Here is a 20,974-nt window from a genome sequence, read left to right on the forward strand (position 1 = left end):
GAGCCCAAATGCTGACCTGCATCATTCGATACCAAATCGACCCAACCAAGAAATCGCAATTCGAAACATATGCCCAAAACTGGGGCCAAGCCATCCCACGCAACGGCGCTGATCTTATTGGTTATTACGCCCCGCACGAAGGATCGACCACATTGGCCTATGGCATCTACAACGTCCCATCGCTTGCCGCCTATGAAACATATCGCGAGCGCCTAAGTGCGGATCCGCTAGGACGCGAAAACTACGAATTCGCACAAAAGGAAAAGTTCATCCTTCGCGAAGATCGCACCTTTCTAAGGCTCGCATCTACACCGCATGGGGTCGTGCAATGATTGCCGTTATATTTGAGGCAACCCCCGCCACAGGCCAACACGATACATATCTTGATCATGCAGCGCAGCTTAGGCCGCTCCTAGCACAGGTTCCCGGCTCCATCTCCGTTGAGCGCTTTCAAAGCCTAACTGACCCGAACAAACTCCTGTCCCTGTCTTTCTTCACCGACGAAGACGCCGTTAAGCAGTGGCGCAACACGATAGAACACCGCGGATCGCAAGCAGTGGGGCGTGACGGTGTGTTTAACGATTATCGCATTCGTATTGCAGAAGTTTCTCGTGACTACGGGTTGCATGATCGTGCGCAGGCGCCCACTGATAGCAGAGAAATTCACGAATAGCGGACGCGGGCAATGACCACCCAACCTAGCCTTTCCAACTGGCTCTCTATCTTGACACTTGGGGTGATCTGGGGCGGGACGTTTATGGTCGTTGCCATCGCGCTCGAGGGATACGGCCCGCTAACCGTTGCCTGTGCGCGGACCAGCTTGGGCGCTGTGGCACTGCTGGTGCTGATGCGCGTGATGCGTCGGCCCCTGCCCGTCTTTACACGCACTATGGTGAAATACCTGCTGGTTATCGGGCTGTTGAATACTGCGGTGCCTTTTGCGCTGCTTAGCTGGGGGCAGCAATATGTGCCCTCGGCCTTTGCCGGAATTTCGATGGCGGTCCTGCCGTTGTTCGTTCTGCCGTTGGCCCATGTGTTCACGGATGAGAAAATGAACCTGCGCAACGGGCTGGGTGTGACGCTGGGATTCATCGGCGCGCTCGTCCTAATTGGCCCCGGCGTTTTACGGATCGGCACCGGGATCGAACCTTTGGGACAAATCGCCTGCATCCTTGCGGCTCTATCTTACGCGATATCCGCTATTATGACGCGACGCTGCCCACCCATAGATCCGATCACGATGGCGGCGTTGCTACTGGTCGTCGGGGCCAGCGCATTAATCCCGGCCATGCTACTAATCGAAGGCGTGCCACAAGCCACCGACCAAAGAACAGTAATCGCAATCATTTTACTAGGGTTTGTGCCCACAGCACTTGCTGCACTTATCCGCGTATTGGTTATCCGATCAGCAGGATCGATCTTCATGACGCTCGTGAACTATCAGGTTCCCGTCTGGTCAATGATCTTCGGAGCCATTGTTTTGAACGAAGACCTGCCAATACGGTTCTTCACGGCCCTCGCGCTTATTTTGTGCGGGCTACTGATAAGCCAATGGAATAGCCTGCGAAAACTTGCCTTCAAGTAAACAATCCTTCGCTGATAGGCCAAACTATCGACACATTTGAACGCAAACTTGCTCCCTATCATTTAACGGAGTTTTTCATGCGTGCATTCCTACTTGGCCTTCTGGCCGTGCTTTTCATGTCGTCGGCCGCGACCACAGCCGAAGCACGACGCGGCGGCGGCTCAACCAGCGAAGAGTTGTTATTCGTTTCCCCGACCGACCTTGGCAGTGCGGACAGCCCCATCGCGCTATGTCATCTTGTTTCGACGACTTCGGTTATCTTCGTCAACTTCTGGCGCACAGTTGAAAGTTACGCACTCGCTGAAAACGGGTGCGCGACTGACAGCTACTTTGAATTTGATGCAACACAGCTGAAGGCGGCGCAGACTGCGGGACTTGTTCCCGCCGATATTCCCGTCACACCTAAGTTGTCCATCGGTCAAATCGCAGGTGGGTTCTGGGGTTTCGGAATTCTTGCTGCGCTGCTCATCTTCGCGGTAGCCAAAATGGCAAAGGCTCGCACGCGGCGCAAAGAACGGCGCGGGCTGATGGGCGAAGGATCACCCGCATCGCACGCGATCCTTGATGCAATGTGCCACGCAGCGAAAGCTGACGGGCAGATCGACCCATCCGAGATCGCGACAATCAAAAGTGTTGCCGAAGAAATGACCGGACAGGCGTTTTCACCAGAAATCGTCAAACGCATGGCGGATCTTGCCGAAGCAACCCCAGCCGAAGCCGACTTTAAACGGCTTGTCAAAGGGCGCAGCAAGGATGAACAGCTGGATATGATGCGCGGCGTTCTTATGGTCGTTGCAGCTGATGGCCAGTTTGCAGGCAAAGAACAGGTATTTGTCGGCGGACTCGCCAAGGCGATGAGGATGAACGGAGATGTCGTTAAAACGCTGTTGTCCGAGGTCGTCAGTCAACAGGCGCCTGCTTAGAACACTGTGGGGCGGCTTAAACGGCCGCCTCCACCTCTGCGACGATGCCATCGACGACCTGCGCCAAAAGCGCGTCGTCTTCGCATTCGGCCATAACGCGGATAAGAGGCTCTGTCCCTGACTTGCGGATCAACAACCGCCCTTTGCCGACCAACGCCGCCTCGGAATCTTTGATCGCCTTTTGCACTGATGCGGCACCCAACGGGTCTTGGCCAACCGCGTAGCGCACGTTCTTAAGCATCTGTGGGACTGTCTCAAATGACTTGGTCAGCGCGCTCGCTTTTTGTCCGGTCTCAATCATCGCAGCCAAGAATTGCAGCCCAGCCAGCAGGCCATCACCAGTCGTCGCGAAATCTGTCATCACGATGTGACCCGATTGCTCACCGCCAAGGTTCCAACCATTCGCGCGCATTGCCTCAACCACATAACGGTCGCCGACGGCTGTGCGTTCGAGGCGCAGGCCACGCGCGTCAAGGTAACGCTCTAGGCCAAGGTTAGACATAACAGTCGCGACCAAGGTGCCGCCACTCAGGCGCCCCTGATCCGCCCAACGCGCCGCCATCAGCGCCATCAGTTGATCGCCATCCGCGACCTGCCCCGTCTCATCGATGATCATCACGCGGTCAGCGTCACCATCAAGGCAAATGCCAACGTCTGCACCGGTCTCAAGTATTTTTGCAGCAGCCGTTCCCGTACTGGTCGAACCACAGTTTTCGTTAATGTTCAGGCCGTTGGGGCTGACACCGACTGGAATAACTTCGGCACCAAGCTCCCAAAGGACTTCAGGCGCAACGCGGTGTGCTGCACCATTGGCGCAATCAATTACAACCTTCAGCCCATCGAGACGCATACCCTGCGGGAACGTTGATTTTATACGCTCAGCATAACGGAACCGCCCATCGTCCACACGCTTTGCGCGACCAATGTTCTGCGCCTGCGCAGGTTCGATTTCGCTCTCGATCAGGGCTTCGATTTCGGTTTCCGCGTCATCCGACAGCTTGAATCCATCTGGGCCAAAGAACTTGATACCGTTGTCGTGGTGTGGGTTGTGGCTGGCCGAGATCATGATCCCGACGTCCGCACGCATTGATGTCGTCAACAGACCGACAGCGGGTGTCGGAACAGGGCCAAGCAGCAAAACGTTCATGCCTGTACTTGTCAGACCAGCTGTCAAAGCATTCTCAAACATATAGCCAGATAGCCGTGTGTCTTTACCAATCACCACACGGTGGCCATTCGAACCGTCATTACGGAAATAGCGGCCTGCAGCGGCGCCAATCTTAAGTGCCATATCAGCGGTCATCGGATACGTATTCGCCCTACCGCGCACACCATCAGTACCAAAAAACTTTCGTGCCATGTCTATTCTGCCTTGTTAATCGCTAATTCCAAGTCGATCGCCTGTTTGGTTTCAAATGTATCGTGAACCCGCAGAAGTTGCACCCCCTGCCGGACACCATGCAACGCCACGGCAACGGATCCGGCCACCCGATCAGTTGCTGACGCACCCCCGCCAAGCGTTCCGATAAACTTTTTACGTGAAGCGCCCAGCAAGATTGGACAGCCCAATGAATGAAACAGGGAAAGTCCACGTAGCAAGATCAGGTTATGTTCCAATGTCTTGCCAAATCCGATGCCGGGATCGACGATGATGTTTTTACGCGCGATGCCCGCTGCCTCTGCTGTCGAAACGCGTTGTTCGAGGTAGTCATAAACATCGAGCAAGACATCGTCGTACTGCGGGTCGTTTTGCATCGTCTCGGGGTCGCCTTGCGCATGCATAAGACAAACCGGAAGCCCCGAACGCGCAGTGACGCCAGCCAGTTCCTGATCATAGCTAAGGGCCGCGACATCGTTAACAAGGTTTGCACCTGCCTCAATCGCAGCCAGTGCGACGGCAGCCTTGCGTGTATCGATAGAAATCGGAATAGCGCTGTGCTCCCGGATCGCATCGATAACTGGGGCAGTCCGCGCTATTTCATCATCGACGCTTACTGTTTCTGCACCCGGTCGCGTGCTTTCGCCGCCGATATCGATAATAGAAGCACCCGCCTTGACCATAGACAGCGCATGTTGAACTGCCACGTCCTGACCTGAATATTTTCCGCCGTCCGAAAAACTATCAGGCGTGACGTTTAATATCCCCATCACCTGCGGAGTATTCATCGGCATCCCAGCCACCGAAGGACGAGGCGCAGTGATCCGATCTAAAACATCTTTGGGTATGTCATCGACACTAACAACTCTGTCTGCCTGACCGCGCTGACGCAATACCACTTGGTCAAACCAACATATGCCTCCTGCAAGTTGTTGTGCCCCAGCACTGGGCGACCCGCCCAAACGGGCAATCGGTTGATAGTACTTCTTCATGATAGTGCCGGTTGCGTACCATCCAATACGCGTACAGGGACGGTTGATACCGGGGCTTCGGCACCGACAACCAATAGTTCTTTCGCAGTCATTTCTTGCGCGAACCATGCGACCAGCTCGACGGCATCTCGTGGACTGGCCGAAGGGCCATCCACCGCATCCAGCACGATCTTAGACGGTGCCCAAATGCATATCTGGTCGTTCTTCATTGCCCAGTCGAGCTCGGTCCGCGTGCCGACAACCATGCAGCGGCGATCACGACTAGCCAGCATCCATGCATTTTGTTCAATCGCCAACAGATCGATACGACGCTGGGCAAGCGCATTCCCAGACTGAGGGGCCGCTACATCCGAAGGACCCACACAAATGATCAAGGGCGCATCACGGCCAGCAAGATGATCAACCCAATCCGAAAAATACGGTGACGCCATTGCTTCATTTGAGAAATAGACGACACGGGGGTGCGGCGCTTCTACATGCGCTTGGCCTGCGGCTGGCGCACCATCGCGGGCGCGAACGATCTCAACCCCCAACGAAAACGGTCCACGATCCAGTTTTTCGATCCGTACAAAGACGCGTTCAGCTTGGGGTTCTAGCAGAATACGCTCGGCCACTCGGGCGGCCAGCGTTTCGAGCAAATTAATGCGTTCGGCCTCAAGCTCTATGCCGATAGCTTCGGTGACTTTGTCATATGATAGGATGCGATCCACATCGTCGTCGATAACGCCGAGTGGGGAAACTTCGACCACAACATTGAAACGAACGCGTTGAAGGAGCCCGCGCTCTTGTTGGAATGCACCGATCTCGACTTCGACAACGTAATCGCGCAAAGAAATCCGGTCACAAGGGGTCTGACTACTGGCCTCGGCCCGCTCGCTTGGATGTGCAAATGCAAGGCGAATATCATCGGTCATGGGCCGTCCAGTCAATCGAGGTCAATCCCGGCCCAGATACAGGGCCAAGACCATTCCGACAAGCATCACCCACGACGCCCGCAGTCACACATGCGACTTTATTTAGAGGCTGTACGGACCGGCTGGCGGTAGAAGTAATGTGATCCGATAGACGCGGTGCGCGGAAAGCGCTGTGCCCAAGACGGGTTCACAGCCTTCGTATGATAGTGCGTTGCACCACCGGTCAGAACACGAGGTGCACCATCAATCAAGATGCGCGCGACCTTACCAACACGCGCCCATGCACGTGGTTCAGCAATAACTTCGGCGCGTCCATCACAGGTATATGTGAACTGGCACGCAAAGCGACGACCAGTTCCCTGATTGATCACGGCACACAATGTGTTGGGGTAAGACCCGCTATCCACGCGGTTCAGGATGACTTCGCCAACGGCAAACATGCCTTCAACGCTTTCGCCACGCGCTTCGAAGTACAGCGCCTCGGCAAGGCATTCCCACTGTTCGCCACCAGAGGCAGCTGGGCGTTTAGCAAGGAATTCACGGCTATAGATTTCGCCAGTTTGGGTGTCGACACCACGTTCTTCAGCTGGGGGCAGACTTGTCAAAAGACTTAGGCGGGTATCTGGCACCACCGAGAGCGCTTCTCGCTCTTGCCCAAGAATCGCACCAAGGCGACTTGCCATCAATTCGTCCGCTACCGCAGTCGATGCGCCGAACGAAACCGATGCCGCGGTAACTGCGGCCACTACTGATCTAAAAAACGTCATCTTTTCCCACCCAGGAAACTACGTGGAACAGCCCCACGCAGGCGCTGGTGTCTTTAGGCCAAAGTTGTCGTTACGTCTACCCCGACGTCAACCAGCCATAAAAAGACGCTACGGCACAGCGGAAGTCTGCCAATCGAGAACAATATCCGATCACTCTGGAGTGGAACGGCACAATATTATGAGGTTTGGCCAGCTTATTATGGGGTTAAGCCAGCCTTGGTGCGGTCCAGAATTGCCAGTTGTGCCGCAGTGAGTCGCGCAACCGGAACCCGAAACGGCGAACAAGAAACATAGTCGAACTTGTGCTCGCGACAAAACGCGATCGCTGTCCGGCTACCAGCGTGTTCGCCACAGATCGAGAGAATCACATCTTTGCGCCCCAGACGGCCACGCTCTGCCCCCAGCGCAACAAGTTCACCCACCCCTTCAACGTCTAAGGTGTGAAATGGATCTTCGGCATAGACGCCCTGTTGCACGTAAGCCGACATAAAGCGCCCTGCGTCATCGCGAGAAAGCCCATAGGTCATCTGAGTAAGGTCGTTTGTGCCGAATGACAGAAACTCTGCATGTCCGGCGATGTCTTGTGCACGCAACGCAGCCCGTGGCGTTTCAACCATTACGCCCAAACGGTAATTCAATGCTGTTTTGCTTTTCGCACGCACAGCATTCGCGACACCATCGACCCGCGTCTTCACGAGTTCGACTTCGCGCATCGCGCTGACCAGCGGGATCATAATCTCGACCGAGATATCAACGCCAGCTTTGCCGACAGCGACCATCGCGTCAAAAATTGCGCGTGCCTGCATGTCATAGATTTCCGGGATCGCGATCCCCAGCCTAACACCGCGCATGCCAAGCATGGGGTTATACTCGGTCAACGCATTCACGCGTTCGGTCACCTCTGGCACCGGCAGGGCCAGTTGTTCGGCCAAATCGCGCAAGCCCGCCTTATCGGAAGGTAGGAATTCATGCAGCGGCGGGTCAAACAGACGGACGCAAACGTTCTTGCCCGCCATAATGGTAAAGAGCGCCTCAAAGTCTTCGCGCTGCATGGGGAGCAACCGATCCAAGACTGCACGGCGATCATCCGACCCTTCGGCAAAGATCATTTCGCGCATCACGCCCAGCCGGTCGCCCTCAAAGAACATATGTTCCGTCCGACAAAGGCCGATTCCTTCGGCGGCAAAGTTACGGGCGGCTTGGGCGTCGGCGGGGGTATCCGCGTTCGCACGCACACCGATATCACGGTAATCGTCGGCCCACTCAAGAAGGGTCTGGAACGCGCCATCCAACGCCGCCTCAACCATCGGGGCCTCTCCAGCAAGGATCTGCCCGGTAGTTCCATCCACAGTAATCACGTCACCCACAGCAAATTTGCGACCATCAGGCCCCTTGATCAGGCCTTTCTTGCGATCAATCGACAGATCAGAAGCACCAACCACACAAGGCAACCCTAAGCCACGGCCGATCACAGCGGCATGGCTTGTAACCCCACCACGCATGGTCAGCACCGCTTGGGCGGCATGCATCCCGCGGATATCCTCTGGGGTGGTTTCCCGGCGCACCAACACACATGCCTCGCCACGGGCAGCGCTTGCTTGGGCCTCTGCGGCAGTCAGCACGATGCGACCAGCGGCGGCCCCCGGGCTAGCCGCAATGCCACGCACGATCAGATCACGTTTTGCACGTGGATCGACCTGCCGGTGCAGCAATTCAGACAGCGCCGCAGGTTCGACCCGCATCACGGCCTCTTCGCGCGGAATAATCCCATCATTAGCAAGTGCCACAGCGATACGCACTGTCGCACGCGACGACCGCTGCACACGAACCGCATCCAAAATATGCAGCACACCATGTTCAATCGTGAACTTAATCTGCATTTCTTCGCGCAGCTTTTTGCGGGCCAATGCACCAAAGCTCAGCAATTGCAAAAAGACATCAGGGCAACGTTCTTCGAGCGACGGCCCACGATCATCACACGTCAAATACATCGCACCGTCGGCGTCACGAATGCTTTCGCGGCCTTGGCTTTGATTAAGATAGCGACCAACGATTTTCGGCAGACCAGAGCTCGCGTCGACGAATTCGATCACACCGGACCCGCATTCGCCCTGCCCCACGCCAAGCGCCATTGCCTGAACAACAAGGCCAAGCCCAGCGTCAACAGGCGCACCTTTGGCCTGTCGCAGCAAACGGGCGGTCGTGCCGTCCCATGCGCGGGCCATCGAACGCAAGACTTCGGCCAGTTGCACGCTGGCATCTTGAGGAAACGGTTCGTCTGTTTCGAATTCGTAAGTATCCAGCATTGCCTTCAGGCTGTCGGCATCTGCGACATCCGGCAAAAAGAACTCATCAGGATCAAGCCGGGCCACGTGAATCGCGTAGGACTGCACAAAGCGCAGATAGATCGCGGTTGCGGCTTCTGCGCCGATGTCATCGCTCAAACGTGCGTGGCGGGCGTCGTTCATGCCCACGTTCAGCACAGCACTCGGGCCGCCCCAATCTGGGTCAAGGCTGGACGGACGAACCGACAAGAGCGGCTGATCACCAAATGGGGCCAGCAGCGCATCCATATCGGGCATATGCCCCTGCGCAATACTGCGCACGGTTTCAAATGACAGGGCAACCGTCATCGGCACAGGCATATCCAAGCGAATCAAGCGTTGCAGGCATTTCGCGCGGCCACCATGCACCTCCGCCGACATTGCTGCGGTCGGCGTGATTAAGGTCAAAGGCTGGATATTCGTCATATGCTGCACTGCGGCGTCACCTTATTCTGTGAGTGCAGCATAGGGGGTTCCCCCCCTATTTAGCAAAGAAAACTTGAAGCTTTTGCAACTAGCCTTCGATTTTGGTCAAATCGGCAACAGACAGACAGATATTCCGGATGCGTGACAATAGGTTAAGCCGGTTGCGACGTAAAATCTCGCTATCGGCGTTAACTTGCACATCGGTGAAAAATGCATCAATCGGCCCACGAAGTGCTGCCATAGCGGTCATCGCGGTGCTGAAATCCTCGTTTTTCATCGCTGGAGCGATCTTTGCGTCTGCAGCATCAAGGGCAGAAAACAGCGCCTTTTCAGCGTCATCTTCGGCAAATTTAATGTCCGCACCGTATGAATATTCAACACCGTCTTTTTCTTCGGCTTGGGTCAGGATGTTGTTGGCGCGCTTGAACCCCTGAATCAGGTTTTCACCGTCATCCGTGGCCAATGTCGCAGCCAGTGCCTCTGCCCGTTTGACCAACAACGTCAGATCATCATTCCCCGGCATCGCAATGCAAGCATCGATGATATCGTGACGGATGCCCTTGTCCTTAAGGAAGACTTTCAGGCGGTCGTGGAAGAAGGAGAGTAGATGCCTTCCCATTGCCTTCCCCATGATTTCATAAACCTTCGTTTTGTCCGCTATTTGCTCCTCACCGAGAGCCTCCAGTGTCTGCTCAATCTCTTCGATTCTATTTTTTTCACTTTCCTCGATCAGAGATTTTAACCCAGCTGGAAAACCACCATACGAAGCCAGATCCTCCTTGACCTCGTTTTCGAAACGCTTGTCGAGGTGTGTATATATTGGTTCCGCAGTCAGGCCAGCGAGCGAAATAGAATGCTTGTTCTCCAAGACTAGCCGGATAACACCCAATGCCGCTCTGCGAAGCGCAAACGGGTCCTTGCTTCCGGTCGGCGTCTCCTCAATCGCCCAGAACCCGGTCAGCGTGTCGATCTTATCGGCCAGAGCCACGGCGACAGACACAGGCGCAGTTGGCACATCGTCTGATGGCCCCAGTGGTGAGTAGTGTTCTTGGCAGGCTGCTGGCACGCCGTCGTCGTGACCTGCTGCTTCGGCGTAATAGCGCCCCATAAGCCCCTGTAATTCAGGGAACTCATAGACCATTTCAGACGACAGGTCAGATTTACAAATCCGCGCGGCCTCGGCAGCCAGATCAGGCTTTGCACCAACGGCAGGTGCAATCTCGCGTGCTAATGCCTCGATCCGTTTGATCCGGTCAGCCTGCGATCCCAATTTGTTGTGGAATGTCACATCGGCAAGGCTTGCGCCCATGCCTTCTAGACCAACGGTCTTAACCGTGCGCAGATCGTTTTCCCAAAAGAACTTTGCATCGGCCAAACGCGCCGACAGCACCTTTTGGTTCCCCGCCAGAATGGTCGCGCCGTTGTCGGCGGTTTCCATGTTTGCGACGGTCACGAAACGCTCAATCCGGTTGGTTTTGGGGTTCCGGACGGAAAAGAACTTTTGGTGTTCTTTCATGGATGTTTGGAGCACCTCTGGCGGCAGGCCAAGGAAGTCATCGTCGATCTTGCCCAGCAACACGACGGGCCATTCGACCAACCCTGCGACCTCGGCCAATAGACCGCGATCTTCGACGACCTCTAGCCCCAATGCAAAGGCCTGATTGGTGGCTTCATGCCATATCATCTCGGCCCGTTCATCGGCGCGCAGGATGACGTGGGCGCGTTTCAGCTTTGCCTCGTAATCATCGAAACCTGTGACGGTAATTGTATCAGGCGCAAGGAAGCGGTGCCCGCGTGTGGTGTTACTAGATGTGATCCCATCAACGTCCAGCGGCACGACCTGCGCGCCAGCCTCGTCTGATGTGATGCACAGGATTGAATGCAGCGGGCGCACCCATTTCAACGGGCCGTCACCCCAGCGCATAGATTTCGGCCATGGGAAGTTGCGGATCGCACCTTCAAGCACTTCGGCAATGATGTCCGCAGCCAAGCGGCCCGGCTTTTCAATCACGGCAAAGTAAACTTGGCCCTTCTTGTCGTCGCGGACCTCTAGGTCTTCGCGGGTCACGCCAGCGCCACGCAAGAACCCTTCGATGGCTTTGTCAGGCGCGCCGACTTTGGGGCCTTTGCGTTCCTCTTTGGTGGCTTGGCTTTCCGCTGTCAGCCCTTCGACGGACAGCGCCAGTCGGCGCGGTGTCGAAAACGCAGCTGCGCCCGAATAGGTCAATCCAGCCTCAACGAGACCGTCAGTGACCAGTTTTTTCAGATCATCGCTGGCGCGTTTTTGCATCCGCGCAGGGATTTCTTCGGAAAAAAGTTCAATCAGAAGATCAGGCATCAGTTCTGGCTTTCGGGTACAGGTGGGCAGGTGTCAGGGGCCGGATTGCCGTCAAAGACGACCTCGCCACAGGCATTGATTTGGTGCCACGCATAGGCGCGGCCATCGGGGTAAACCGCAACAACGCGGTCGATCCCGTAGTGGATGTTTTCGGTGCCAAGAAACGCAATCGCATCGCCGTGTTCAAGGTCAGCACCGATCTGTTCTGCGTCGAAGCATTCAAACCAGCTTGGTGCGACGCGTGGTTCGGCATCGTCCTTGATCACGTAGGTTTCTGTTAGCATTGCTTGACTAAGAACAGTCGTGAAACACGCGCGATACCGGATTGGGCTGCTGTCGGAATCGATGCCATCAAAGCTGTCAAAGATGATCGGCTCGGCCTCGCCAGTCACGACCGAGGTCAGTTCAACACGCGCATTATCGCCTGCTACTGGTGTGTAGTAGGCGTACACCTGAAGGTAATAAAGCGCGGCTCCTGCGATCAAAGCTGACACGACGATCCCCACAATTGCGATACGGTTCCAAGGCATTATGCCGCTGCCCCGCCTGCTTCGGTTTGGACGAACGCATCAGCACATTGCTTCGCCAGCGCCCGCACTCGACCGATATAGGCTTGGCGTTCGGTGACCGAAATCACGCCGCGTGCGTCCAGCAAGTTAAACAGGTGCGATGCTTTGATGCATTGGTCATAGGCCGGGTGGGCCATGATGATGCGCTTGCCGGTTTTTGGGTCCTCGGCAGGTTGTTCCAAAATGCGTTGGCATTCGGCTTCGGCGTCTTTGAAATGCTGCAGCAGGATATCCGTGTCGGCAATGTCAAAGTTCCAGCGCGCGTATTCTTCTTCGGTTTGCTTAAACACATCACGGTAAGTCAGCGGGTTCGGCGAACTTGGGTCGTTGAACGGCATGTCCATCACGTGATCCACGCCCAAGACGTACATCGCCAGACGCTCCAGACCATAAGTCAGCTCGCCTGAGACTGGTTTACAGTCATGGCCACCGACCTGCTGGAAATATGTGAACTGAGATACTTCCATCCCGTCACACCAGACCTCCCAGCCAAGCCCCCAAGCGCCCAATGTTGGGCTTTCCCAATCGTCCTCGACAAAGCGGATGTCATGCAAGGATGCATCAATGCCGATGGCTTTCAATGAACCAAGATAGAGTTCCTGCAAATCCGGCGGGCTTGGTTTGATCAAGACCTGATATTGATAATAGTGCTGTAGACGGTTTGGGTTCTCACCATAGCGGCCATCTGTTGGGCGACGCGACGGCTGCACATAGGCAGCAGCCCATGATTTCGAACCCAGCGCACGCAGGGTTGTTGCCGGGTGGAATGTGCCTGCCCCGACCTCCATGTCATAGGGTTGCAAAATGGCACAGCCCTTGCTGGCCCAATAGTTCTGAAGCCGCAGGATTATTTCCTGAAAACTGCGTGGTTTGTCTGCCATGATGACCCTCGTCTACGATTAAGCGTTCAATAGGCTGCTGCGCCCAAAGGGTCAATTGGGCAACGGGTTGCGATATAATGTTTGAATTTTGCGTGAATTGTCTCTGGAACCCTTGCGTCTTGGAACTGAGGGGGCCAGTCATACCCTACGAGATGACAAGAAGATCTTCGGGGTGGAAATGATCAAGGTACTTGCGGCGCTTTTGTTTTTGGGCGCTTCGGCAGTTTCAGCAACAGCACAAGACAATTTTTGGGTTCAAATCGAAGCAAGAAGAACCCTGACTGGGGCGCAAGACCGGGCACGTGAATATGCTGGAACAGTTGACTCTGTGCATGGTTATTACTTGGGCGACGGTTTTTACGGCATCTTTATCGGCCCGTATTCCGAAGCTGACGCAGAAACCGCCCTTGGAACATTACTAAGCATTGGGGTCATTCCAAGCGATAGCTTTGTAAAAAACGGCCAGTACTTCAAACAACAGTTCTGGCCGATTGGTGGGCGTCCCGCCCCTTCTGCGCAGCTTCCTCGGGAACCAGAGGCAACAGCAGTCGTCCCAGCATCATCCGACATCATTGCCCCAAGCGATGAAACCGTAGCAGAGGCACGCGTTTCAGAAGCAGCGCTAGACCGCCCTGCCCGCGAAGAGCTCCAAAAGGCGCTAAAATGGGCTGGCTTTTACGATGCGGCAATCGACGGATCCTTTGGTCGTGGTACCCGTGGCGCTATGCAAGCATGGCAAACAGCGAACAATCAAGACCCCACAGGCATTCTGACGACCCGCCAGCGTGAGATGCTGTTTGATCAGTATAACAGCGTACTTGAGGGTACTAAGATGCGCCTTGTCCGTGACGATGCGTCTGGCATTCAGATGGAAATCCCTACGGGTCTTGTTGCGTTCACCGAATACAAGCCGCCGTTCGTACGCTTTGACCCAAATGCGGATGTTGATCAGGCGCAAGTCCTTTTCATTTCCCAACAAGGTGACGCTGGGCGTTTGGAAGGCCTGTATGAAATTATGCAGGTACTTAGTATTGTACCACCACAGGGCCCGCGTCAGCTTAGCAAGACTGGATTCGAAATTGAGGGTATCAGCGATGACCTGCATTCCTACACCAGCGTTTCCCTAGAAGGATCGGACATCAAGGGGTTTACTCTTGTTTGGCCTGCGGATGACGAGGCGCGCCGCGAACGCGTATTAGATATCATGAAGTCGAGCTTCACACGACTTGACGGTGTGCTTGACCCGGCCATTGCCCCGCCCGGCGAAGATCAGGCGATCGACATGGTTGCGGGCCTAGCAGTGCGCCAGCCACAAATGTCGCGTTCGGGCTTTTATGTATCGGACAGCGGTATCGTTGCGACGACACCAGAGGTGCTTGGTCAATGTGACCGCATCACCTTGGACCGAGAGTACGAAGCCGAAGTCATCGCCGCCGATATGGATTTGGGTATTGCACTGCTGCGTCCAACTGAAACGATATCACCGTTGAATGTCGTAGCGTTTGAAACCCGCACTCCGCGCCTGCAAGACCAAATCGTCGTGGGTGGATACCCCTACAACGGTGTGCTTAGCGCCCCAACGCTGACCTTTGGACAAGTCGTCGATATCCGCAGCCTAACCGGCGACGACCGCCTTGGGCGCCTGTCGATCCTGCCACAGCCCAGCGATGCTGGCGGCCCTGTATTCGACAAGCATGGTGCAGTGATCGGAATGCTGCTTCCGCGGATCGACGGCAACACACGGGTCCTGCCACCCGAGGTCAACTTTTCGCTCGACGCGAGCCAGATCGTTACCATGATGGAAACCAACGGGATTGAGGCCAAGCGCAGCGACGCCGCACAAGAAATCTCTCCTGTTGCTATGACGCGTCAGGCGGCGGATGTCACCGTTCTGGTTAGCTGCTGGTAATCAGGTCTTCCAGAATTTGACGGTCAGGATGGTCAGCACGACCATAATCTCAAGACGACCGATAAACATCGCGATGGACAAAATCCATTTCGCGCTGTCGTTGATATGAGCAAAGTTCCCGGCGGGGCCAATTTCTGGACCAAGGCCGGGGCCGATATTCGCGATGGCGGTCGCGGCGCCTGAAATAGACGTGATGAAATCAAGGCCAGTCATCCCAAGCAACACAGCAGTCACGCCCAGCAGCAATACAAAGGCCACAAAGAACGCCATAACAGAGCTCATGACGTCTTCGCTGATGGTGCGCCCCTCAAAACGAGGCGTAAAAATTCCGTGTGGCGAATGGATTTGACGCACCTGCGCTTTGATAGATGCGAATAGGATCTGGTAGCGGAAGATCTTGACCGAACATGCTGTTGATCCCGCGCAACCGCCAACCAGTCCTACGAAAAAGAAGATCACGACGGGGAATGTGCCCCATGTCATATAGTCGGCGCTGGAATAACCTGTACCGGACATAACCGAGACGACGTTAAAAAGCGCTTCTCGGAACGCGAGTTCCGTGAACTTACCTTCGCGACCCCATACCCAAGATGTGATCAACAGAACACAAATGCCGATGACCGCTAAAAACACGCGTATCTGGCTATCGTGCAAAAGCGGCTTTGCTGTGCCTGACATGAGCTGCACAAACCGCACAAACGGCAGCGCCGCAAGGATCATAAAGACTGTACCGATATAGTGGGCGGCGGCACCAAAACCACCGAACGAACTATCGTAATTCGCCATCCCACCTGTGGATACGGTCGTCATCGAATGCACAAGCGCATCAAACGGCCCCATGCCGGATGCGCCATAAGCCAAAGCACAGGCAACAGTGAGGCCGATGTAGATAACCGAAATGCTGCTTGCAATCTCACCTGCCCTTGGAAGAATTTTACCCATTGTATCAAATGCTTCAGAGCGGAAAATCTGCATCCCCCCGACCCGCAGCTCAGGCAAGAAAACCATCGCAACCACAATAATACCAACGCCGCCCAGCCACTGAAGCGTGGCCCGCCATAGCTTGATCCCTTCGGGTAAGGCATCCAACCCTTCGAAGGTCGTTGAACCCGTTGTCGTCAATCCTGACATTGCCTCGAAGAATGCATTGGTGAAACTTGCGTTAGGTGCGCCCAACATAAGCGGCAGCGCACCAAACACCGGCAACGTCAACCAAACCAAAGAGGTCAGCAAGAATGTCTGACGCAAATTCAGGCCCTGCGACACCCCGTTTGAGCAGGCCATCGCCATCAAACCGCCCGTCAAAATCGTGATGACAGCGCTTTCGAAAAAGACAGGCCAATGCCCGTTCTGCGCCAAGACATCAGCAAGCAATGACGCCAACATTGTCGCGCCAAGCGCGGCAACAAGCAGACCAACAACATATCCAACAGGGCGTAAATCAAGCATGTGGCAGCGTTGAACCGACTGCGCGCTGGTGTCAAGAATGCACGATCATTTACGACAGCCAGGTCTTATAGTCGCTGACCAATAGATGGGTTGGCGCAACATCTTCTTCGATGTCTGCAAAGCGACCTATTGGTTCACGGAAGATATTGTCAGTCTCGTCGTCGTTGACAGTCGAAACCTCGCCGATCAACACATCGCCACCCTCGCCCCAAAACGCATGCCAATCGCCGGGCATCAATGTGACGCTTTCACCGGGGTCAAAACGTAGCTTCTCGCCGGGTGCAAAGTCGCGACGAATACCGTCGCAGAAGACCGTTCCGCCCTTAGTTTCGTCAAAATTGCCTTCGGCATCAGACCCAAACAGTTCGATCACCAGCGTTGCACCGCCACGGTTAATGATGTCTTCGGCTTTGATGACGTGTGTGTGCATTGGTGACAGCTGATCCTGCTTAGAAATCAATAGCTTCTCCGCATAACACATGCCGCCGCCACGCTGCAGATCAGCCAAACGTCCGTTGCGCAAGGTGAATAGGAACAATCCCATTTCGTCATAGCGGCCAGCGCCGTAGTCCGTGATGTCCCAGCCATTGCGCGCCTCGATTACAGCTTTGGCGTCACCTGCGCGTGCTTTAAATTCTTCGGGTGTCCAATAGGCCCAAGGCGGCAAAGTGAACCCATACGAACGGATCATATCATCCGCTTCCGCCATAATATCGTTGATACGAGACCGTTTCATGCTCACCCCCTAAAACGTTTACGGAATTGATGCCGAAAATCGTCTTGCGGCACAAGACCGCTTAAGCGCTTTTGCGCATTCCACGCGTAGCCCAATCGCGACAAGCGTTGCCGAACGCTTCGAACAAGGGGCGCGATACGGGATCGTCGCTCGCGTTCCATTCCGGATGCCACTGCACCGACATCGTAAAGCCGGGGGCGTCAGCGATATAGATCGCTTCTGGCGTGCCATCGGGTGCGTGACCGTCAATGACGACGCGCTGACCAGCCGTTTTGATACCCTGACCGTGTAGCGTGTTGGTCATGACCTCCTGCGCGCCCATCAACGCATGAAACGGCCCGTCCTTCGTGAACGTCACTTTGTGGCGCAGTGCGAATTTCTCTTCGAGTGTGCCATCAGGGGGCATGCGGTGGTTATCGCGCCCCGGCAGATCGCGGATTTCAGGGTATAGCGTTCCGCCCATGGCGACGTTCACCTCTTGAAAGCCACGGCAAATTCCTAAAATCGGCTGACCGCGCATCACACAAGCCCGGATCAATGGCAAAGCAATCCCATCACGCTCGCGATCAAACGCGCCATGCGCATCGGTTGCTGGTTCGCCGTATTCTTCGGGATGCACGTTTGGACGGCCGCCTGTAAACAAGAAGCCATCACAACGATCCATGAGCGACTGCACACAAATCGTCCCTGCCCCCGTGGGCACAATCAACGGCAACCCATTTGAAACTTCGGCAACCGCATGGACGTTCATTGCCCCAGCGGCAAAAGCCGGATATTCGTCGTTAATAAGGTGACTATTACCAATGATACCGATGACTGGCTTCATACCATTTTGTCCTTTTGCATGCCCCATTAGTACCGCCTAACGAAACCAAACAAAAGATGTCGTAACCGCACAGGCAGCCGGTCCCAAACGCACAGCACATCCAAAAGGCAGCAGGCCCCAAAAAAGATGAAAGCCGCGCCTTTATACAAAAGCGCGGCCTCAATAGTTAGTAATGTCGCTTAGTTAAGCTTCGCCGGTTAGCCCCGCACCCTCAAGGCCTGCCATCGCAGCAATCACATCGTTGTCGGATGTGTCACCTGTCACGCCAACAGCGCCGATAACTGCGCCACGCTTGTCATGCACCAGAATGCCGCCGGGCACAGGAACAACTTGACCACCATAAACGCCGTTTACGGCAGCCATGAAATAGGCCTGCTGCTCGGCACGTGCCATCTGCGCCGTGCCTGCCATGCCTAGCATGATTGCACCATAGGCTTTGCCATGGGCTATACCGAAACGACCCGGTGCTGCGCCATCAGCGCGTTCAAACGCTTTCACATGCCCGCCTGCATCCAAGACAACAACAGAAAGTGGTTTGAAACCCATCTCGTCGCCTTTGGCCATTGCCTTACGAATAATCGTACGTGCTTTGCTCGCTGAAATCTCTGCCATCTGTGGTCTCCTCGTAGGGTGGATTTTAATCCACCCGCGTTAATGGTTGCGCTGCGCTTTTAGTTCCAGACGACGCTGGTGCAGCACGGGTTCGGTATAGCCTGATGGCTGGATACGGCCTTTGAATACCAGATCGCAGGCCGCCTGAAAGGCGATACCATCGAAATTTGGTGCCATTGGGCGATAAGCCGGGTCATTCGCGTTCTGGCTGTCCACAACAGCGGCCATCTTGCGCATAGCATCCATGACTTGCCCTTCAGACACGACATCATGGTGCAGCCAGTTGGCAAGCGCTTGGCTGGAAATCCGGCAAGTCGCGCGGTCTTCCATCAGACCAACATCGTGGATGTCAGGCACTTTGGAACAACCGACGCCCTGATCAATCCAGCGCACAACATATCCAAGAATACCCTGCGCGTTGTTTTCGACCTCAAGCGTGATTACGTCGTCTGACCAATTCGGATTTGTTGCGACGGGAATGCTCAGCAGGTCATCAAGCGTGCCACGCGCACCACCAGCCTTAATCTCATCCTGACGCGCAATCACATCGATCGCGTGATAATGGGTTGCGTGCAGTGTCGCAGCTGTTGGTGATGGCACCCATGCGCAGTTCGCACCAGACATCGGGTGCCCAACCTTAGCGACCAGCATATCGGCCATCTTGTCGGGCATCGCCCACATCCCCTTGCCGATCTGCGCCTTGCCCTGCAAACCGCAAGCCAAACCGATATCCACGTTCCGATCCTCGTAGGATTTGATCCAGGCGCTGTCTTTCATTTCGCCCTTTGGGATCATCGGACCAGCTTCCATGCTGGTGTGAATTTCGTCACCCGTGCGATCAAGGAACCCTGTATTGATAAAGGCCACACGCGATTTCGCCGCGCGGATACATTCCTTAAGGTTCACCGACGTGCGGCGTTCTTCGTCCATGATACCCAGCTTGACGGTGTTCGCAGGCAGGCCCAGCGCAGCTTCGACGCGATCAAAAATTTCGCACGCAAAGCGGACTTCTTCGGGGCCGTGCATCTTGGGCTTCACAACATAGACAGAGCCATGCAGTGAGTTGCCACCATCACGCTGCAAATCATGCATCGCAATCAGTGTGGTGCACATCGCGTCCATCAGTCCTTCGCCGACTTCTTCGCCATCCGCATCCAAAATCGCAGGGTTGGTCATCAGGTGCCCCACGTTACGGACCAACATCAGTGACCGGCCCTTGTGTACCTGTGCTGAACCATCTGGCGCAGTATAGGTCACATCTGGGTTCAATTTGCGGGTAAGTGTCTTACCGCCCTTACTGACCTCTTCTTCTAGATCGCCGCGCATCAGGCCAAGCCAGTTGGTATAGGCAACGACCTTATCTTCTGCATCCACTGCGGCGACCGAGTCTTCGCAATCCATGATCGTCGACAATGCTGATTCCAAGACAATGTCAGAAATGCCAGCGGCATCTGTCGCGCCAATCGTGCTAGATGCGTCAACTACGATCTTGATTAGCAAACCGTTCGCGCGCAGGAAAACCTCTGCATCGGCGTTATGACCTGCGAACTGGCTTGGGTCTTTCAAGGCTGGCGTTAGGACACCACCGGAAACACTCACGCCTGCAATATCGGCCCATGAACCGTTCGCCAGCGGCGCTACCTTATCCAGATGCGCCCGCCCCCACGCAATAACGCGTGCGCCGCGTTCAGCATCATAGCCCTTACCTGCTGGCAAATCGCCCAGCGCATCTGTGCCATAAAGCGCATCATAAAGGCTGCCCCAACGCGCATTGGCAGCGTTCAACGCAAAACGTGCATTTGTGATCGGCACAACCAGCTGCGGGCCTGGCACTGTTGCGATTTCAGGATCAACACTGACCGTTTCAATGGCGAATTCTGGGCCTTCGGGAACCAGATACCCTAGTTCTTGCAAGAATGCTTCATAGGCGACCGCGTCATGCGGCTTGCCCCGGTTCGCAACGTGCCAGTCATCGACGGCGGCTTGGATGTCTTCGCGCTTTTGCAGCAGGTCACGGCCACGTGGGCCCATCTCGGTGACAAGATCAGCAAAGCCTTTCCAAAACGCATCAGCACTTACGCCTGTTCCGACAAGCGCCTTTTCATCAATGAATTGCGCAAGTTCAGTTGCGACCTGCAATCCGTGCTTCTCGACCCGTTCTGTCATGACATCTCCCCTTTTGCTCAGCCAGCCAGTGGCGACAACGTTGCATATTCCGATAGGGTTAGAACAGAAGTTTCCGATAGGCAACAAACGCGGTAATGTTTTTTTACCAATTCTTCGCACATCCCAGCAGCACCTATTTCAAACACAAGGCAATCGCGATCCAACGCCGGTTGCAGCGG

Annotated in this window: 18 protein-coding genes; 5 read left to right on the forward strand and 13 right to left on the reverse strand. The window is 55.2% G+C overall.

From position 1 onward, the window contains the following. The first annotated feature begins 8 nt into the window (after positions 1-8). The 4 genes from ACHUEV_RS02250 to ACHUEV_RS02265 all read left to right on the forward strand — a co-directional run bounded on the left by ACHUEV_RS02250 (position 9) and on the right by ACHUEV_RS02265 (position 2,508). Entirely contained in the window at positions 9-332 is a 324-nt protein-coding gene (locus ACHUEV_RS02250; RefSeq protein ID WP_394177440.1) for an NIPSNAP family protein, read from the forward strand. Further along, a complete protein-coding gene (locus tag ACHUEV_RS02255; protein ID WP_394177441.1) occupies positions 329-673 on the forward strand; it encodes an antibiotic biosynthesis monooxygenase family protein in 345 nt (114 codons plus the stop codon). The genes ACHUEV_RS02250 and ACHUEV_RS02255 overlap by 4 nt, the downstream gene beginning before the upstream one ends. A gap of 12 nt (positions 674-685) precedes the next feature. Continuing rightward, positions 686-1,585, forward strand: coding sequence for a DMT family transporter (locus ACHUEV_RS02260; RefSeq protein ID WP_394177442.1), 900 nt, complete (start codon positions 686-688; stop codon positions 1,583-1,585). Between the two features lie 77 nt (positions 1,586-1,662). Continuing rightward, positions 1,663-2,508, forward strand: coding sequence for a tellurite resistance TerB family protein (locus tag ACHUEV_RS02265; protein WP_394177443.1), 846 nt, complete (start codon positions 1,663-1,665; stop codon positions 2,506-2,508). 16 nt (positions 2,509-2,524) lie between these two features. Here the strand turns inward: ACHUEV_RS02265 and glmM are convergent, their stop codons facing one another. The 8 genes from glmM to ACHUEV_RS02305 form a co-directional block, all read right to left on the reverse strand. Next, positions 2,525-3,868 (reverse strand): phosphoglucosamine mutase, encoded by a 1,344-nt coding sequence (glmM, locus tag ACHUEV_RS02270; RefSeq protein ID WP_394177444.1) that lies wholly within the window; start codon positions 3,866-3,868, stop codon positions 2,525-2,527. A gap of 2 nt (positions 3,869-3,870) precedes the next feature. Further along, positions 3,871-4,878, reverse strand: a complete 1,008-nt coding sequence (folP, locus tag ACHUEV_RS02275; protein ID WP_394177445.1) for a dihydropteroate synthase — start codon at positions 4,876-4,878, stop codon at positions 3,871-3,873. Then, complete coding sequence (locus tag ACHUEV_RS02280) at positions 4,875-5,792, reverse strand: dihydroneopterin aldolase (RefSeq protein ID WP_394177446.1); 918 nt, start codon at positions 5,790-5,792, stop codon at positions 4,875-4,877. Before ACHUEV_RS02280 ends, folP begins: the two co-directional genes overlap by 4 nt. A gap of 98 nt (positions 5,793-5,890) precedes the next feature. Continuing rightward, positions 5,891-6,559 (reverse strand): cell wall hydrolase, encoded by a 669-nt coding sequence (locus ACHUEV_RS02285; RefSeq protein ID WP_394177447.1) that lies wholly within the window; start codon positions 6,557-6,559, stop codon positions 5,891-5,893. Positions 6,560-6,756: 197 nt separating this feature from the next. After that, positions 6,757-9,309 carry a putative PEP-binding protein gene (locus ACHUEV_RS02290; RefSeq protein WP_394177687.1) on the reverse strand — a complete coding sequence of 851 codons (2,553 nt, stop codon included), beginning with the start codon at positions 9,307-9,309 and terminating at the stop codon, positions 6,757-6,759. Between the two features lie 88 nt (positions 9,310-9,397). Further along, positions 9,398-11,647 carry a glycine--tRNA ligase subunit beta gene (glyS, locus tag ACHUEV_RS02295; protein WP_394177448.1) on the reverse strand — a complete coding sequence of 750 codons (2,250 nt, stop codon included), beginning with the start codon at positions 11,645-11,647 and terminating at the stop codon, positions 9,398-9,400. Then, entirely contained in the window at positions 11,647-12,177 is a 531-nt protein-coding gene (locus ACHUEV_RS02300) for a DUF6446 family protein (RefSeq protein ID WP_394177449.1), read from the reverse strand. The genes glyS and ACHUEV_RS02300 overlap by 1 nt, the downstream gene beginning before the upstream one ends. Further along, positions 12,177-13,097, reverse strand: coding sequence for a glycine--tRNA ligase subunit alpha (locus ACHUEV_RS02305; RefSeq protein ID WP_394177450.1), 921 nt, complete (start codon positions 13,095-13,097; stop codon positions 12,177-12,179). The genes ACHUEV_RS02300 and ACHUEV_RS02305 overlap by 1 nt, the downstream gene beginning before the upstream one ends. Before the next feature lie 178 nt (positions 13,098-13,275). Between ACHUEV_RS02305 and ACHUEV_RS02310 the strand changes: the two genes are divergently transcribed. Next, on the forward strand, positions 13,276-15,006 hold the full coding sequence (locus tag ACHUEV_RS02310; RefSeq protein ID WP_394177451.1) for a trypsin-like peptidase domain-containing protein: 1,731 nt from the start codon (positions 13,276-13,278) through the stop codon (positions 15,004-15,006). Here the strand turns inward: ACHUEV_RS02310 and ACHUEV_RS02315 are convergent, their stop codons facing one another. The 5 genes from ACHUEV_RS02315 to ACHUEV_RS02335 all read right to left on the reverse strand — a co-directional run bounded on the left by ACHUEV_RS02315 (position 15,007) and on the right by ACHUEV_RS02335 (position 20,795). Continuing rightward, a complete protein-coding gene (locus ACHUEV_RS02315; protein WP_394177452.1) occupies positions 15,007-16,455 on the reverse strand; it encodes a TrkH family potassium uptake protein in 1,449 nt (482 codons plus the stop codon). It abuts the gene before it with no gap. Between the two features lie 49 nt (positions 16,456-16,504). Next, positions 16,505-17,191, reverse strand: a complete 687-nt coding sequence (locus tag ACHUEV_RS02320; RefSeq protein WP_394177453.1) for a D-lyxose/D-mannose family sugar isomerase — start codon at positions 17,189-17,191, stop codon at positions 16,505-16,507. 61 nt (positions 17,192-17,252) lie between these two features. Then, entirely contained in the window at positions 17,253-18,017 is a 765-nt protein-coding gene (locus ACHUEV_RS02325; protein WP_106356846.1) for a gamma-glutamyl-gamma-aminobutyrate hydrolase family protein, read from the reverse strand. Positions 18,018-18,200: 183 nt separating this feature from the next. After that, positions 18,201-18,629 carry a GlcG/HbpS family heme-binding protein gene (locus tag ACHUEV_RS02330; RefSeq protein WP_394177454.1) on the reverse strand — a complete coding sequence of 143 codons (429 nt, stop codon included), beginning with the start codon at positions 18,627-18,629 and terminating at the stop codon, positions 18,201-18,203. A gap of 39 nt (positions 18,630-18,668) precedes the next feature. Continuing rightward, on the reverse strand, positions 18,669-20,795 hold the full coding sequence (locus tag ACHUEV_RS02335) for a malate synthase G (protein ID WP_394177455.1): 2,127 nt from the start codon (positions 20,793-20,795) through the stop codon (positions 18,669-18,671). Positions 20,796-20,974 lie beyond the last annotated feature (179 nt).

Origin of the sequence: Yoonia maritima (assembly GCF_043641945.1) — a bacterium.
In the GTDB taxonomy this organism is placed as follows: Bacteria; Pseudomonadota; Alphaproteobacteria; order Rhodobacterales; family Rhodobacteraceae; genus Yoonia; species Yoonia maritima_B.